We start from the raw sequence: 17,126 nt of genomic DNA, 5'->3' as shown, positions 1-17,126 counted from the left end.
CATTCGAGCTCGGGACGGAGTGGGATGAAACTGACCGCGAGCGGTCGCAGGCTGGCCACGGCCGCGCTCGTGCAGTCACTCGGCATCGGGCTCTTCATGGCGAGCTCCATGGCGTTCTACACGCGGCAGGTCGGACTCACTCCCAACCAGGTGGCCGCGGGGCTCGCCACCGCGGGCGGAATCGCCCTGGCGGTGTCGTTGTACGGCGGTGTGCTCGCCGACCGCTACGGGGCACGGCGGGTGCTCGCCGGCGTCTACGTGGGCCGCGGGGTCTGCTGCGGGTCGTACGCCTTCGTCACCTCCTTCTGGCAGTTCATGGCGGTGACCCTGTGCGCCGTGGCCTGCGACCGGGCCGGGCCGCCGGTGCTCCAGGCCCTGGTCGCGAGCGCTCTGCCCGAACAGCAGGAGCGCACCAGGCTGCTCGCCGTCGTCAACGTCGTCCGCAACTGCGGGCTCGGCGTCGGCGCGATGGCGGCCGGCGCCGCTCTGACCTTCGACACGGCAACCGCCTACCGGATCACCCTGGGCGTGATCGCCTGCGCGTTCTTCGGCGGAGCGGTCCTGGTGCTGCGGGTACCGGAGAAGGCGCCGACGGCCCGGGCGGAGAAGACACGCGGGCGACCGGTGGTCCCAGACTCCCGCTATCTGGCACTGACCGGGCTCAACTTCCTGCTGTCGTTCTTCGACGCGCTGCTGCTGGTCGCCATGCCCGTGTGGGTGCTGGACCACACGGACGCGCCCCGGGCCACGGTGTCGGTGCTCTTCGCCGCGAACACCGTGCTCGTGGTGGTGCTGCAGATCCCGGTCAGCCGGTTCGCCGACGGTCTGCGCCGCACCAGCCGCATGCTGACCTGGACCGGCGCGGTGCTGGCGGTCGGCAGTCTGTGCTTCGCCGCGTCCGGCGCCTCGCCCGGCTGGACCTCGGTGGCCTGGCTGGCCGCGGCGGTGGTCGCGCTGTCCCTCGGCGAGGTCATCGCCAACTCGGCGGTGTGGGACCTGTCGATCGCTCTCGCCCCGCCCGAGGTACGCGGACGCTATCTGTCGGTCTTCAACCTGAGCGTGAACGGCCAGCGGGTCCTCGGGCCCCTCGTCGTCACCGGTCTGCTGCTCGGCTCCGGTACCGCCGGCTGGATCGCCGCGGCCGTGGTCTTCGTGGCAGCCGGCGTCACCGCCGAGCGGGTCGCGCTGACCGCGGGCGCACGCGTGGAAGCCCCGGCCCAGGCACCAGCCGAGGCCTGACGGCGGGCGAAGCGCCGGACACGCGAGCGAACCGACCGGACCGACCGGGAACACCGCCCCCGTCCGTGACCCGGCAGCCGCCCTCCACCGACCCGGCGGCAGGCCGGGAGCTCACCCCTGCCCCCGCACACACCACGGAACAGGAACTCATGACCACCACCGCCTCGAACCGACCTCTCGGTACAGGCTTCCTGCAGCATGCGGCGGCCCGTCCCGACGACATCGCACTGACCCTGGGCCGCCGCGCGTACACGTATGGCGAGGCCGCGTCCGTCGCCCGGCGCTGGGCGGCACGGCTCGTCGAGGCGTGCGGCGGACGGCCCCGACGCGTCGGCGTCTTCGCGTACCGCAGCGAGGCCGGGTACTTCGGCACACTCGCGGCACTGTGCGCGGGCGCCGCGTTCGTACCGCTGAACCGGAAGTTCCCGATCGCCCGCACCCGCGCCATGCTGGAGCGTGCCGACCTGGACGCCCTGATCGTCGACGACGCGTCCGCCGCCCAACTCCCCGAACTGCTCTCCGGGCTGGAGCGGCGGCCCGCGCTGCTGCTGCCGGGCGACGGGACCTGGGACGGCCCGGCGGGCGGCCCGGTCCTGCGCGCCGCCGACCTCGCCGCGGCGCCCGAGCTGCGCGAACCGCCCGAGGCAGCCCCCGACGACCTGGCCTACCTGCTGTTCACCTCGGGCAGCACCGGCACCCCCAAGGGCGTGCCCATCACCCACGCGAACGTCCGGGCGTTCCTGGACACCAACCAGGACCGGTACGGCATCACCCCGGACGACCGGTTCTCCCAGACCTTCGACCAGACCTTCGACCTGTCCGTGTTCGACCTGTTCATGGCGTGGGAGCACGGGGCGCGGGTGTGCGCCATGGAGCCGATCGAGCTCCTCGCGCCCTTCAAGTACCTGGAGCGCAACGGGATCACGGTGTGGTTCTCGGTGCCGTCGGTGGCGGCCGTGATGCGCCGGCGCGGTGTCCTCGCCCCGGGCACGATGCCGTCCCTGCGCTGGAGCCTCTTCTGCGGGGAGGCACTGCCCCGCGCCTCCGCGGAGGCCTGGCAGGCCGCGGCCCCCGGCTCGGTCGTCGAGAACCTGTACGGTCCGACGGAACTCACCATCGCCTGCTCCGTGCACCGCTGGGAGCCGGCGACCAGTCCGGCGGAGTGCGTCCACGACAACGTGCCGATCGGACAGCTCTACCCGGGCCTGCACGGCCTGATCGTGGACCAGGAGCTGGCGCCGGTCGCCCCCGGGGAGACCGGGGAGCTGTGCGTCGCCGGTCCCCAGACCACACCCGGGTACTGGCAGGCCCCGCATCTGACCGCCGAACGGTTCTTCGAGCACGCCGGCCGCACCTACTACCGGACCGGCGACCTGGTGCGCCGCCAGGGAGACGGGCTGGTCTGCCTCGGCCGCAACGACCAGCAGGTGAAGGTCGGCGGACACCGTGTCGAACTGGGCGAGATCGAGGCCGTGCTGCGCCGGCACGGCTGCACGGACGCCGTCTGTCTGATGTGGCCGGACGAGGCCACGATCACCGCGGTCGTCACCGGTGCCGACGACCTGTCGGCCCTGTCCGACGCGGCGGCTGCCGCGCTGCCGGTCTACATGGTGCCGAAGTCCGTGCACACGGTCGACGAGCTGCCGGTCAACGCCAACGGCAAGGTCGACCGCGGCGCGCTGCGCCAATGGCTCGACTCCCGGACCGCCGCCGTCGCCTGACCCCCGCCGTCACCCCGCGCCCGTTGCCGGGCGCCCACCACTACCGAGCACCGCCGGAGAGGAAACATGAGCAGCGTCGACCAGCTGATCGCCCGCACGCTGGGGATCGCGCCGGAACGGGTCACCCCCGGCCTGGAATACCAGTCGATCAAGGAGTGGGACTCCCTCGGCCACGTCTCGCTGATGGTCGCCCTGGAGAAGGCCTACGGCGTGCCCGTCGACGACGAACTCACGCTGGAGCTGCGAACCGTGGCCGCCATCCGCGCGTTCGCGGAGGCCGACGGCCACGCAGCGACCGACGCGGCGGCCCGGCCCGGCACTTCTGTCGCTCCCGCCGCGTCCGCCGCTCCCGCCGGGGAACACACCACGGTCACCGTCCACCGGGGCCTGGAGGGCGTGGTCTTCGACCGCACCTCCGTCACCCGGATCGACGGCGCGGAGGGCGCCCTCGAATACCGCGGCTACAGCATCCACGACCTGGCCGGCCGGGCCTCCTTCGAGGAGGTCGCCCATCTCCTCGTACGCGGCGACCTCCCGGACGAGCCGGCCCGGGAGGCGTTCGCCAAGGAGCTCCGGGCCCAGCGTGAACTGCCCACGCCCGTGGTCGAGTTGGCCCGCTCGCTCGCGCACGCCCATCCGATGGAGGCGTTGCGCACCCTGGTCTCCGCACTCGGCTCGTTCGGCCCGGCGCGCGACACGACGGCCGACGAGACGTACGGCGAGGCACTCGCGGCCGGAACAGCCCTGATCGCCCGAGTGCCGATGCTGGTCGCCGCCCACCACGCCTTCCGCAGCGGGCGGGAGTTCACGGTGCCGGCCGACGAGACCTCGTACGCCGAAGCCTTCCTGACCGCGCTGCTCGGCGAGCGGCCCTCCCCCGCGGCCGTGCGGTTCGTCGACAAGGGGTTCATCGTCCACGCCGACCACAGCGCCAACGCCTCGGCGTTCACCGCGCGCATCGCCGTCGGCTGCCGGTCCGGGATGACGGCCGCGCTCACCGCGGCCGTCGCCGCGTTCGCGGGCTCGGTGCACGGCGGGGCCGCGGAGCGGGCGGTGCGCCTGATCGACGAGGTGGGCGAGCCCGGCAACGCGGAGCGCTATGTCGCCGAACTCCAGGGCCGGGGCCGCCCGGTGATGGGCTTCGGCCACCGGGTCTACCGCACGGAGGATCCCCGGGTCCGCCATCTGCGGGCCACCGTCGTGGAGTTGAGCGACGAGCGCGGGGACCGGCGCGGACTGGACATCCTGGACGCGGTCGCCGCCGCGATGCGCCCCTACGGCCGGCACGGCGTGGCACCCAACGTCGACCTGTACGCGGGGCTCGCCTACCGGCTGCTCGGGCTGCCCGACGACCTGGCGGTGCCCCTGTTCGTGATCGGCCGGACCGCGGGCTGGGTCGCCCAGTCGCTCGAACAGCACGCCAACAACGTACTGATCAGGCCGCTGCTCGACTATGTGGGGCCGCGCGGCCTGGTGTACCCGGGAGCGGCCGGGTGAGCGGTCATCTGCTGCTCGTCGGGGGCGCGGAGCCGCAGCACGCCACGGCACACCGGCTGGGGGCACGGCTGACCCTGCTCGCGGACGTGTCCGACGTACGGCGGCTCGGCGACCTGTCGCGCTACGAGCGGATCGTCGCCGTACCCGGTACCGCCCGTGTCGAGGAGTGGACGGCGGCGGCACGCACGGTGCACGCGCACGACCCGGTGGACGCCGTCGGCGGTTTCGCCGAAGAGGCCCAGGAGCACGCGGCGGCCGTCGCGGACGGGCTCGGGCTGCGCTTCCACCCGGCCGACGTCGTACGGCGGAGCCGGCACCGGCCGCTGATGCGTGACCGGTTGCGGGAGGCGGGCCTGGACGGCACCGCGGCGAGCGAGGTGCGGGACACCGCGGACGTGGCGGCGTTCGCCGCGGTGCACGGGTTCCCGCTCGTGCTCAAACCGGTCGAGGGCACGGGCGGCACCGGCGTCCGTGTCGTCCGTTCGGCGGCCGGTCTCCCGGACGCGCTGCCGCCCGGGAGCCGGATGATGGCCGAGGAGTACCTGGACGGCGCGGAGTTCGGCGTCCAGGCGTTCTCCGAGCGGGGTCTGCACCGGATCGTGTCCGTCGCGCAGGCCTTCGTCGACCCGGTGACGGGGGTGCGGACCGGGCACTGTCTGCCGGCCTCGATCGACGACGGACTGCGCGCGGCGTTCGAGGAGTACGTGCCCCTGGTGCTGGACGCGCTGGGCGTCGAGGACGGCCCCACCCACACGAAGATCGTCGCGACGCCCGCCGGTCCCCGCGTGGTCGGGACGCACCTGCGGCCCGGCGGCGACCGGATCGTCGAACTGGCCGGGCTGGCCCTCGGGCTGGACCTCGACGAGCTCTGGGTGCGCCAGGTGTGCGGCGAACGGGTGCTGGACGAGGTACGGCCACGGGCGATCCGCACGGCCGCCGTCCGCTTCGTCACACCGCGCGCCCCCGGACTGCTGGAGCGCTGCTACGGCGCGGAGGAGGCCACCGCCCTCGACGGTGTGGAGGCCGTCCACTGGCTGCGGGAGCCCGGCTCGCTCCTCACCGCCGGGCACACCGCCGACAGCAGCGGCGCCTGTGTCGTCACCACCGGCGACAGCGGACAGCAGGCGGTGGCCCGAAGCCTGGCGGCGGCGGCACGGCTGCGGTTCGTGGTGGTGTGCGCCGGATGACCGGGACAACGGAACGGAAGCGGTGAGCTGGTGCACGACGAAGAGCACGGCGACGAACACGGCGACGAACACCGCGACGAGAGAGAAAGACTGTTCATGATCAGCAGTGGGCGGCTCGCGGGCCGCGAGGCCACGTGGTACGACCTGCCCGCCTTCGCCGCGGGCGCCGGATTCGCCCTGGCCGACGTGCCGTACAGCGGCCGGGTGCTGCTGGAGTCGCTGCTGCGCGACGGCGAGCCCGAGACGGCCGCGGTGCTGGGCAAGCGGCTGGCCGCCGGTCGGACACCGGACGTGGAGATGGTGTTCCGCCCGGCCCGGATCCTGATGCAGGACTACACCGGCATCCCCCTGCTCGTGGACCTGGCGGCGCTGCGCGACCAGGTGTCCCGGCCCGGACGGGTCAACCCGGCGCTGCCCGTCGACGTGGTGGTCGACCACTCGGTCCAGACGGACTGGGCGGGCCGGCCGGACGCCCTGGCCCTCAACGAGGCGCTGGAGTGGGACCGCAACCGCGAGCGGTACACGTTCCTGAAGTGGGCCGAGTCGGCGTTCGACGGACTGCGCGTGATCCCGCCGGGCCGCGGCATCGTCCACCAGGTGAATCTGGAGCGGCTGGCGACGGTGGTGGCACAGGGCCCCGACGGCCTGCTCCGCCCCGACACCGTGATCGGCACCGACAGCCACACCACCATGGTCAACGGCCTCGGTGTGCTGGGCTGGGGTGTGGGCGGCCTGGAGGCGGAGACCCTGATGCTCGGCCTGGCGCAGCCGATGCGCGTCCCGCCCCTCGTCGGCGTCCGGCTCACCGGCTCCCCGCTGCCGGGGACCTCCCCCACCGACGTCGTCCTCGCCCTCACCCGCCGGCTGCGCGAGGAGAACGTGCGGGGACTGCTGCTGGAGTTCACCGGTCCCGGCGTGGCCGCGCTCACCGCCGCCGACCGCTGCACCATCGCCAACATGGCACCCGAGTACGGAGCCATGAGCGCCTTCTTCCCGGTGGACGGCGAAACCCTGCGCTATCTGCGGCAGACCGGGCGCTCCGAGGACGACGTCCGGCTCGTCGCCGAGTACTGCCGCGCGCAGGGGCTGTTCGCGGACGACGCAGACGCTGTCGGCACAGACGCCGACGGTACGGACAAGGCCGGCCCGGGACCGCGCTTCGGGCGGGTCATCGACTTCGACCTCGGCTCGGTAGGCACCGGTCTCGCCGGCCCGAGCCGTCCGGACCAGCACATCTCCCTGGCCGAACTCCCCGGCTCCTTCGCGGACCTGACCTCCCGTCCGTCCCGGACCGCGAACGGGCTGAGCGACGGCGACATCGTCATCGCGTCGATCACCTCCTGCACCAGCACCTCCAACCCGAAGGCCATGCTGGCGGCCGGTCTGCTGGCCCGCCGGGCCGTGGAGCGCGGTCTCACCGTGCCCGCCCACGTCCGCACCAGCCTGTCCCCCGGCTCGCGTACCGTCACCCACTACCTTCGCGCCGCCGGCCTGCTCGCCGACCTGGAGAAGCTGGGCTTCCATGTCGCCGGCTACGGCTGCATGACCTGCAACGGCGGCAGCGGACCACTGGCCGACGGAGTCGGCGAGACGGTGGAGCACGCGGATCTGACGGTGTGCGCGGTCCTCAGCGGCAACCGCAACTTCGAGGCCCGGGTGCATGCCCAGGCGCGGGCCGGCTATCTGGCCTCCCCCGCGCTAGTGGTCGCCCTGGCCCTGACGGGCCACGTCCGCGCCGACCTGGAGACGGAGCCCCTGGGCACGGACCGCGACGGCAAGCCCGTACACCTGCGCGACCTGTGGCCGGACGCCGCCGAACTCGCGGCGCTGGAGGCGGAGTACGTCACCCCGGAGGTGTTCGCGGCCGAGACCGCGAGCACCGGCGACACGACGGCCGCGCCCGCCGGAGCACCAGCCGGTGACCACTGGAGCGCGCTCCCCGCGTCCGGCTCGGACGTCTTCCCCTGGGACCGGGCGTCCACCTACATCCGCCCGCCCGCCTACGTCGGCGCGCGCCCTCGTTCCGGCCCGCTCACCGGCGCCCGGGTGCTGCTCGCCCTCGGCGACGACGTCAGCACCGACCACATCTCCCCCGTGGGCGCCATCCGCGCCGACTCTCCGGCCGGACGGCATCTGCGCGAGCACGGGGTGCGGGACTTCAACTCGTACGGGTCACGCCGCGGCAACCACGAGGTGATGGCGCGCGGCACCTTCGCCAACCCACGCCTCGTCAACCGGCTGCTCGGTGACGGGGACGGCGGCGGGCAGACCCTGCATCTGCCGAGCGGCGAGCGGCTGCCGGTCTACGACGCGGCCGAGCGGTACGCCGCCGACGGCACCTCCTTGATCGTGCTCGCCGGCCGCAGTTACGGCATGGGCTCGTCGCGCGACTGGGCGGCGAAGGGACCGTGGCTGCTCGGAGTGCGCGCGGTGCTCGCGGAGAGCTTCGAACGCATCCACCGCGCCAATCTCTGCGCCATGGGCATCCTGCCCCTGCTGCTGCCCGAGGGCGCGTCCTGGCCCTCGCTCGGGCTGACCGGCCGGGAGGAGTTCGACCTCTCCCTGGACCGGGCCCGGCAGAGCGGCCTGGTCGACGTTCGCGCGAAGGGCGTCACGTTCACCGCCCGCGCCGATGTGCACTCCGCGGGCGAGTGGGACGTCCTGCTGGCCGGCGGCACCATGCCCTATCTGCTGGGCCGCCTCGCCCCGGCGGCCGGGCCGGACGCCGCACCGGAGCAGGCCCGGTGAGCGTCCGTCTGCTGCACGAACTGGGCCTGTCGCCGGCGGCCGAGGCACTCACCGAGCGCGGCGGTGTGTTCGCTCCGGTCCACCTCGGCACCCGTGATGTGCGCGTGGGTACGCTGCTCGACGCGGTGCACGCCGAACCGGGTCTGCTGCCGCCGCGCAGCGGCCACCTGGGCAACTGGGAGGACATCGCGCTGGGCCGGTCCGGCCCGATGGACTTCAACACCGCAGTCTGTGGCGGCGGCCACGGCTTCCCGCTCATCTACGGCTTCACCCAGACCGAGGCCGAGGAGGCGGGCGGCGACGACGTCTATCTGCCCGGTTCGCTGGTCGAAGGGGGCCGGCGCCGGCCGCTGCCGCTGCACACCTGGGACGGGCGGGCCTTCGTCCGCCGGGACCGCTCCCGCCCGCTGTTCTGCCCCCTGGTGCGGGCCGACGTGGACGGCGAGCTGACTCCGCTGGTCGAGGTGCACTGGCGGCGGATGCGCGCGCTCACCGGATACCGCTTCGAGCTGGAGGCGACCCGGCTGCTGGCACACGCTCCGCTGGTGGCCGACATGCTCTGCGTCCTGCTCGCGGAGGCGGGCCACAAGGAGAACCCGCGCCGGGCGTTCGCCGAGCTGATCAGCCACGCGGCCCGGCTCGACGGCCGGGTGGGGCGCTGCGAACTGCGCCCCGACGGCACGGGCTACCTGCTCGACGGCCACCGGTTCGGCTCCGCCCGCGAGCTCGCCGAGGCCGCCCTCCTGCCCCTGCGGGCGCTGACCGAACCCCGCTGGTTCTTCGACACGTTGAGCGCGCTCCCGCCGGTGCTTCCGGTGATGTCGCACCTGTTGACGACCGTGCTGTCGGCGCTGTTCGGCGTGGACTATCCCGACGTACGGCAGCCTGCGGACGTACCGGAGCCGGTGACGGCGGTTTCGCGGGCGCCCGGTCTCACGGACGGCGGTTTCCGGGTCCATCTGCACTGGGGGGCCCGGGCGATGGCCGGCTGTCCGCCGCGCCGCGGCGGCTACTTCGGCCGCAAGTCCACCGCCCGTGCGATGCGCGGCATCACGGGCCCGCTGGTGCGGGACTTCGCCGAGGCGCACCCGCTGTGCTTCGTCCTGCTGCCCGCCCCCGTCTTCATGCTCTGCCCGCCCGGCACCTCGGCCGGGGACGCGGAGGTGCTGGCGGGCCTGTTCAAGACCACCCTGTCCGCGCCCGGCGACCAGGCCTACGAGACGGCGCTGGGCTGGCTGGCCGGGCACCGGGACGGCCTGTCCGCGTATCTGCTCGACCGGTTCCGGGACGGCAGCGGAGTGCCGCACGACGGAGCGAGCCGCGAACCGGCCGTTCCGGTCGAGCCGGACGGCTTCCGCGAACTGACCCTGCGTCAGGCCTCCGCACTGGTCGCGGCCTTCGAGGAGGCACTGGCATGACGGACACGAAGCCGCGGAACGGAGCCGGGACAGCGATGCGAGCCGGGCACCGCCGGATCGAGATCACCCTGAGCGAGCCCTTCGCCAGCAACACCGGCGTGACCACGCACGTACGCCAGAGCGTGCTGCGCCTGGACTGGTCGGGGCTGACCGGATACGGGGCGGCGCTCGCCGCCGATCCCGCCGAACTGGACGCCTGCGCACCGCTGCTCGCCGACGCGACACCGTACGACCTGCGCCGGGTCCTCGACGCGCTGCGCACCGCCGGGGTGCGGCCGGCCGTCGCCGCGGCGGTCGATCTCGCGCTGCACGACCTGCTCGGCAAGGCCGCCGGCCAGCCCCTGCACCGGATGCTGGGGCTCGCCGGACTGCCGCTCGCCCCGAGCGCACTGTCCATCGGCGCCGGAAGCGACGATGAACTCCGGCGCAAGGGAGTGGAGTTCGGTGCCTGGCCGATCCTGAAACTCAAGCTGACACCGGACGACGACGGCAGCCGCGCCGGAGTGCTCCGCTCGGTCTACGGCGGCCGCATCTGGGTCGACGGCAACGGCTCCTGGAGCCCGGAGCGGGCCGTGCAGGTGGCCCACGAGCTGGCCCGGCACGGAGTCGAGCTGCTCGAACAGCCCGTCGCCCGGGGGAATCCGGCCGGCCTGGGCCATGTGCACCGCGCCTCGCCGATACCGGTGGTCGCCGACGAGGACTGCGTGCTGCCCGAGGACGTACTGCCGCTGCGCGGCCGGGCATCGGCCGTGAACATCAAGCTCACCAAGTGCGGCGGACTGCGCGCCGCGCACGACATGATCACGCTGGCCCGGCAGGCCGGCCTGGGCGTGATGCTGGGCTGCAAGACCGAGAGCGCCCTCGGGGTGACGGCGATGGCCCAACTGGCGCCGCTCGCCGACCATCTGGACCTCGACGGCCATCTCGACCTGCTCGACGACCCGTTCTCCGGCGTGGTGATCGACCGGGGCAGAATCGTGCTGCCGGACGCCCCCGGCCTTGGCGCCCAGGCCGTCCACGCCGACGACATTCCGTAAGGAGAACCGACATGCAATTCCGCTGCGCCGTACTCGACGACTTCCAGAACGTCGCCACCGCCTTCGCCGACTGGTCACCGGTGAGCGACCGGGTCGAGGTCGTCACCTTCACGGAGCACTTCGCGACCGAGGACGAACTCGCCGAGGCCATCACCGACTTCGACTTCGTGGTCACGCTGCGGGAGCGGGTGCCCTTCCCGGCCTCGCTGCTGAACCGCCTGCCCCGGCTGAAGCTGCTGATCGCCGCGGGCATGCGCAACTCCGTGATCGACTACGCGGCGGCGCGGGCGAACGGCGTCACCGTGTGCGGCACCCAGAGCTCCTCGACCCCGCCGGTCGAGCTGACCTGGGCCCTGCTCCTCGGTCTCGCCCGCGGCCTCGTCCAGGAGAGCGGGGCCCTGCGCGACGGCGGCCCCTGGCAGTCCACCGTCGGCGCCGATCTGCACGGCCGCCGGCTCGGCCTGCTCGGCCTGGGCCGTATCGGCGGCCTGGTGGCTCGGGTCGGGCTCGCCTTCGGCATGGAGGTCACCGCCTGGAGCCAGAACCTCACCAAGGAGCGCGCGGACGAGGTCGGGGTCCAGCTGGCCGCTTCCAAGGAGGAGTTGCTCGCGGACAGCGACTTCGTCTCCGTGCACCTGAAGCTCGGCGACCGGACCCGCGGCCTGATCGGCGCCGCCGAGCTGGACCTCTTCAAGCCGACCGCCTACCTCGTCAACACCTCACGGGCCGCGATCGTCGACCAGGACGCGCTGCTCGCCGCACTGCACGAGGGCCGGATCGCCGGCGCCGGCATCGACGTCTTCGACGTAGAGCCCCTGCCCGCCGGGCACCCGATGCGCACCGCCCCGCGCCTGCTCGCCACCCCGCACCTCGGCTATGTGTCCCGGGCCAACTACGAGCGCTACTACGGCCAGGCCGTCGAGGACATCCAGGCCTACCTCGCCGGCGAGCCCGTACGGATCCTCGGCTGACGATCCGCCGCGGATCCCACCCGGCTACTCACCGTCCCACCGCGTCCCACCGTCCTACGTCCGATCGGAGACCACCACCGTGAGCGCGCACCGCCGTCTCATGAAACTCGGCGCCTTCCTCCCCGCGCCCGGCCACCATGTCGCCGCCTGGCGGCACCCCAACGCACGCCCCGACGGAGGCCTGGACTTCGACTACTACCGCTCGTTGGTGCAGACCGCCGAACGAGGCAAGTTCGACATGGTCTTCCTCTCGGACGGCGCCGGGGTACGCACCACCTACCGGGACGCCGAGGAGCTGAGCCGGCAGGGCCGCATGGTCCACTTCGAGCCGCTGACCCTGCTGTCCGCCCTCGCCGTGCACACCACGCACATAGGGCTCACGGCCACCGCCTCCACGACGTACAACGAACCCTTCAACATCGCGCGGAAGTTCGCCTCGCTGGACTTCCTGAGCTCCGGCCGCTCGGGCTGGAACGTGGTCACCTCGGTCACCGACGCCGAGGCCCAGAACTTCAACCTGGACAAGCAGCCGGACCACGCCGCCCGCTACCGGCGGGCCCGTGAGTTCATGGACGTGGTCACCGGGCTGTGGGACAGCTGGGAGGACGACGCGTTCTCGTACGACAAGGAGTCGGGCCGCTTCTTCGACCCGGCCAAGCTGCACATCCTGCACCACAAGGGCGAGCACTTCTCGGTGCGCGGCCCGCTCAACGTCGCCCGCCCGCCGCAGGGTTACCCGGTGATCGTGCAGGCCGGTTCCTCCGCCGACGGCCAGGACTTCGCCGGCCGCTGGGCCGAGGTGGTGTTCACGGCGCAGCAGACGCTGGACCAGGCGCAGACGTTCTACCGGGGCATGAAGAAGCAGGTCGCCGAGCACGGCCGGAACCCGGACGACGTGAAGATCCTGCCCGGCGCGTTCATCGTGGTCGGCCGCACCCGGGCGGAGGCCGAGGACAAGTACGCCGTCTTGCAGGACCTGGTCGACCCGGTGGTCGGGCTCGGGCTGCTGACCGGTCAGCTGGGCGACGTCGACATCTCCGGATACCCGCTGGACGGCCCGCTGCCCGAACTGCCGCCCACGGAGGGCTCCACCAGTAAGCAGCAGCTGATCTACGAGCAGGCCAGGCGGGAGGGGCTGACCATCCGCGAGCTGTGTCTGTCGGTGGCGGCCGGGCGCGGCCACCGGTTCCTGCTCGGGACTCCCGAGTCCATCGCGGACGAGCTGGAGGACTGGTTCGTCAACGAGGCCGCCGACGGCTTCAACATCATGCCCGACTATCTGCCGGACGGCCTCGACGCCATCGTCGATCTGCTGGTGCCGGAGCTCCAGCGGCGCGGACTGTTCCGTACCGAGTACGAGGGCACCAGCCTGCGCGCCAACCTGGGCCTGCCCCGGCCCGCCTTCGCCTCCGCCCGCCGTGCGGCAGAGGTGCGGGCGTGACCGTCGAGGGAGCGGCCCTGCGCTCGGCGCTGCGCGCGCACGCCTCCGGGGTGGCGGTGCTGACCGCCGCCGGCACCGCGGGGCCGGCCGGAGTGACCATCACGTCCTTCACCTCGGTCAGCGCCGATCCGGCCCTCGTCTCCTTCTGCCTGGCCGAGACCTCGTCCACCTGGGCCAGGATCCAGGACTGCGAGTGGTTCGGGATCCAGGTGCTGAGCGCCGAACAGGCGGACGTCGCCGAGCGGTTCGCCGCCTCCGGCACCGACCGGTTCGCGGCGCCCACCCGCTGGCACACCGGTCCGCAGGGCGTTCCGCTGCTCGACGACTGTCTGGCCTGGCTGGTCTGCTCCCGCCGCGAACGGCTCCGGCTCGGCGACCACCACATGGTGGTCGCCGCCGTCGAGCACGCCCTGGCCGGGGCGCCGGGCGACGCCCTGGTGCACCTGCGCGGTGCCGTACGCCCCGTGGCCGCGCCCCGCGCGTCCCTCGTTCCCTGAGGAAAACCCCGACCGCTCCGCCGGCCCCACGGGCCGGAACTCCCGTCCAAGGATGCCCCCGACATGCCCAAGGTCCTTCTGTACTCCCGCCAGCCGTTGACCAAGCGCCCCCTTCAGCACTGGCTGGACAACGCCGCCGACACCGTCGTCCTGGTCACCACGCACAAGGCGGTGGCCGGTTCGGAGGACGTGCTCGCCGAGCACTTCCCCGAGCACCGGCTGGTGGACGACTACTACGCGTGGTCCACCGAGCTCGTCGCCGAGGAGGCGGCCCGGACGTACGGTGTCGGGCTGGTGGCGAGCACCAGCGAGGACGACGTACTGCGGGCGGCCCGGCTGCGTGATCGCCTGGGCGTTCCGGGACAGGACACCGCCGGCGCCACCGCCTACCGGGACAAGGTGGTCATGAAGCGGCTGCTGCGGGACGCCGGACTGCGCGTGCCGTCGTTCGCCGCGGTCGACGGCCCGCTGGACCTGCTCGACTTCCTCGACGCCGAGGACGGCCCCGTGGTCGTGAAACCGCGGACCGGGGCCGGCGCCGAGGGCGTGAGCATCCTGCGCGGCCCGGCGGACCTGGACGCGTTCCTGGCCAGGCAGAGCACCTCCGAGGTGCCCTTCCTGCCGGGCCAGTGGATGGCCGAGGGCTTCGTCCACGGCGACTTCTTCCACGTGGACGGCATCATGCGGGACGGCCGGGTGCTGCACTGCTGGCCGTCCCAGTACAACAGCGGAGTCGCCGAGCACCTCCAGGGCCAGACCCAGCTCAGCAGCGTGCTGCTCGGCGCGGACGACGACCGTACCCCCCTGCTGCGCGGGCTGGCCCACGAGGTCGTCGCCGCGTTGCCGCCCGCCGCGCAGCCGCTCGCCTTCCACCTGGAGGCATGGCTCGGCGCCGACGGCAGCCCCGTCGTGTGCGAGATCGCCAGCCGGGCGGGCGGCGCTCTGATCGCCGAGGCCTACGAGCGGTCCTTCGGCGTCCACCTGGCCAAGGAGGGGCTGCGCGCCCAGTGCGGCAGCGCGCTCACCCTCACCGACCAGCCCGCCGGGCCCGAATCCCTCACCGGCTGGGTTCTCTTCCCGCCCGGCCACGGCAGGTTCGCCCCGCCCGCCGAACCGTGCCCGGTGCCCGGCGTGGACCTCACCGTGCGCCTGGAACCCGGCACCGAGTGCACGGGCCTGGAGTACGCGACCCACTCGGCGGCCGACGCCCTCGTCACCGCCGACACCCCCCAGGAGGTCCGCAAGCGCCTCGCCCTCCTGACGGAGTGGTGGCACCTGCACACGAACTGGGACTAGACGTCGCAGCGGAACGCTGACGAATGCTCCCAGTTCTGGCGGGTGGACGCCGGTCACACATACGGGATCTCCGGCACCGGCCCGGACTGGGAGCTCGGCTGGTCGGCGACAACATCTTCGTCGCCGTCACGCCACATACGCCGCACCCTTCGACGACCCCGTTGCGCGCGCGATCCCTTGACGTGCCCCTGGCAAGGTGGGTTCATGGGAGCGCTCCCATGTTTCTTCTGACGCTCAGGTCTCTTGGCGCTCATGGCGCTCACTCTTTGGAGGCGCAGTGAGAACAGCAAGAAGCACGACACGAACGAGCCCCGTCACCGCTCTGCTGACCGGGCTGATCACCCTCCTGGGACTCATCGTCCTCGGCACCGTCGGCCCGACCCCGGCCCAGGCGCAGTCACAGTCACAGTCAGCGCAGCAGTCCCCGTCACCCGGCGCCCTCGCCGCCGGCCTCCACATCAGCGACGGCCGCCTGCTCGAAGGCAACGGCAACGAATTCATCATGCGTGGCGTCAATCACGCCCACACCTGGTACCAGGGCAAGACGACGCAGTCGCTGGCCGACATCAAGGCGCTGGGCGCCAACACGGTCCGCGTCGTCCTCGCCGACGGCCACCGCTGGAGCGCGAACAGCGCGGCGGACGTGGCCAACGTCATCTCACAGTGCAAGGCCAACCGGCTCATCTGCGTGCTGGAGGTGCATGACACCACCGGCTACGGCGAGGACACCGCGGCCGGCACGCTCGACGAGGCGGCCGACTACTGGATCGGCCTGAAGGACGTGCTGGCCGGGCAAGAGAACTACATCGTGATCAACATCGGCAACGAGCCCTGGGGCAACACGAATCCTGAAGGCTGGACCGCCCCCACCATCGCCGCGGTCAAGAAGCTGCGCGACGCCGGGCTCGCGCACACGATCATGGTGGACGCGCCCAACTGGGGCCAGGACTGGCAGGGCGTCATGCGCGCCAACGCCCAGTCCGTGTACGACGCCGACCCCACCGGCAACCTGATCTTCTCGATCCACATGTACAGCGTCTTCGACACGGCCCAGGAGATCACCGACTACCTGAACGCCTTCGTCAACGCCAAACTGCCCATCCTCATCGGCGAGTTCGGAGGCCCTGCCGACCAGTACGGCGACCCGGACGAGGACACCATGATGGCCACGGCCCAGCAGCTCAAGCTCGGCTATCTGGCCTGGTCCTGGAGCGGCAACACCGACCCGATCCTCGACCTGGCGATCAACTTCGATCCCACGCAGCTCAGTTCCTGGGGCCAGCGTGTCTTCAACGGCGCCAACGGCATCGCCCAGACCGCCAAGGAAGCCACCGTCTACTCCGGCGGCAGCTCGGGCGACACCCAGGCCCCGACCACCCCCGGCACCCCGACCGCCTCCTCCGTGACGGCCACCTCCGCCACCCTCACCTGGACCGCCGCCACCGACGACGTCGGCGTCACCGGCTACGACATCGTCCGCGTCAGCGGCAGCTCCGAGACCAAGATCGCCACCTCCACCTCCACCACCAACACCGTCACCGTGCCCGGCCTCACCGCCGACACCACGTACACGTTCGCCGTCTACGCCCACGACGCCGCCGGAAACCGCTCGGCCCGCTCGGCCACGGTGAACGTCACCACCGGCAGCACTCCCAGCGGGAGCTGCTCGGTCGGCTACCGCATCGTGGGCGAGTGGCCGGGCGGCTTCCAAGGCGAGATCAGCATCGGCAACACCGGCACCACCGCCATCATCGGCTGGAAGCTCGCCTTCACCTTCGCCGACGGCCAGACCGTCACGAACATGTGGGGAGGTACGCCCACACAGAGCGGCGGCACCGTCAGCGTCACCCCCGCCTCCTACACCTCCACCATTCCCGCCGGCGGCTCGGTCACCGTGGGCTTCATCGCCGGCAAAGGCTCCACCAACACCGCCCCGACCACCTTCACCCTCAGCGGTGCCACCTGCGCCACCGCCTGATCCGGCCGACCCGGCTGGCTGGCTGGCTGGCTGGCTGGCTGGCGGAGGCGAGTGCCCCGCCGGTGGTCGCTTCCGGCGGGTTCTCGGCCGACTCGG

General features: G+C 72.6%; 12 protein-coding genes. All 12 read left to right on the top strand.

Annotation, left to right across the window (positions count from 1 at the left end):
• Positions 1 to 24 precede the first annotated feature (24 nt).
• The 12 genes from OG975_RS30910 (at position 25) to OG975_RS30855 (ending at position 17,030) form a co-directional block, all read left to right on the top strand.
• Positions 25 to 1,239, top strand: coding sequence for an MFS transporter (locus OG975_RS30910; protein WP_406332639.1), 1,215 nt, complete (start codon positions 25 to 27; stop codon positions 1,237 to 1,239).
• 149 nt (positions 1,240 to 1,388) lie between these two features.
• A complete protein-coding gene (locus tag OG975_RS30905) occupies positions 1,389 to 2,960 on the top strand; it encodes an amino acid adenylation domain-containing protein (protein ID WP_406332638.1) in 1,572 nt (523 codons plus the stop codon).
• Positions 2,961 to 3,026: 66 nt separating this feature from the next.
• A complete protein-coding gene (locus OG975_RS30900; protein ID WP_406332637.1) occupies positions 3,027 to 4,457 on the top strand; it encodes a citrate/2-methylcitrate synthase in 1,431 nt (476 codons plus the stop codon).
• Entirely contained in the window at positions 4,454 to 5,644 is a 1,191-nt protein-coding gene (locus OG975_RS30895; protein WP_406332636.1) for an ATP-grasp domain-containing protein, read from the top strand. The genes OG975_RS30900 and OG975_RS30895 overlap by 4 nt, the downstream gene beginning before the upstream one ends.
• Before the next feature lie 30 nt (positions 5,645 to 5,674).
• Complete coding sequence (acnA, locus tag OG975_RS30890) at positions 5,675 to 8,392, top strand: aconitate hydratase AcnA (RefSeq protein ID WP_406332635.1); 2,718 nt, start codon at positions 5,675 to 5,677, stop codon at positions 8,390 to 8,392.
• Entirely contained in the window at positions 8,389 to 9,810 is a 1,422-nt protein-coding gene (locus OG975_RS30885; RefSeq protein ID WP_406332634.1) for a DUF6025 family protein, read from the top strand. The genes acnA and OG975_RS30885 overlap by 4 nt, the downstream gene beginning before the upstream one ends.
• The gene (locus tag OG975_RS30880) at positions 9,807 to 10,847 is read left to right on the top strand and encodes a mandelate racemase/muconate lactonizing enzyme family protein (RefSeq protein ID WP_406332633.1); all 1,041 of its coding nucleotides are present in this window, start codon (positions 9,807 to 9,809) and stop codon (positions 10,845 to 10,847) included. Before OG975_RS30885 ends, OG975_RS30880 begins: the two co-directional genes overlap by 4 nt.
• An 11-nt stretch (positions 10,848 to 10,858) precedes the next feature.
• A complete protein-coding gene (locus OG975_RS30875; protein WP_406332632.1) occupies positions 10,859 to 11,818 on the top strand; it encodes a D-2-hydroxyacid dehydrogenase family protein in 960 nt (319 codons plus the stop codon).
• Between the two features lie 79 nt (positions 11,819 to 11,897).
• The gene (locus OG975_RS30870) at positions 11,898 to 13,259 is read left to right on the top strand and encodes an LLM class flavin-dependent oxidoreductase (RefSeq protein ID WP_406332631.1); all 1,362 of its coding nucleotides are present in this window, start codon (positions 11,898 to 11,900) and stop codon (positions 13,257 to 13,259) included.
• Entirely contained in the window at positions 13,256 to 13,756 is a 501-nt protein-coding gene (locus tag OG975_RS30865; RefSeq protein ID WP_406332630.1) for a flavin reductase family protein, read from the top strand. Before OG975_RS30870 ends, OG975_RS30865 begins: the two co-directional genes overlap by 4 nt.
• A gap of 63 nt (positions 13,757 to 13,819) precedes the next feature.
• Entirely contained in the window at positions 13,820 to 15,052 is a 1,233-nt protein-coding gene (locus OG975_RS30860) for an acetyl-CoA carboxylase biotin carboxylase subunit family protein (protein WP_406332629.1), read from the top strand.
• A gap of 277 nt (positions 15,053 to 15,329) precedes the next feature.
• On the top strand, positions 15,330 to 17,030 hold the full coding sequence (locus OG975_RS30855) for a cellulase family glycosylhydrolase (protein ID WP_406332628.1): 1,701 nt from the start codon (positions 15,330 to 15,332) through the stop codon (positions 17,028 to 17,030).
• Positions 17,031 to 17,126: the final 96 nt, after the last annotated feature.

The sequence above is a fragment of the Streptomyces sp. NBC_00203 genome, assembly GCF_045206325.1.
Classification (GTDB): Bacteria; Actinomycetota; Actinomycetes; order Streptomycetales; family Streptomycetaceae; genus Streptomyces; species Streptomyces lutosisoli.
Note: the sequence above shows the minus strand (reverse complement) of the source record. Positions and strands in the feature narration are given on the sequence as shown.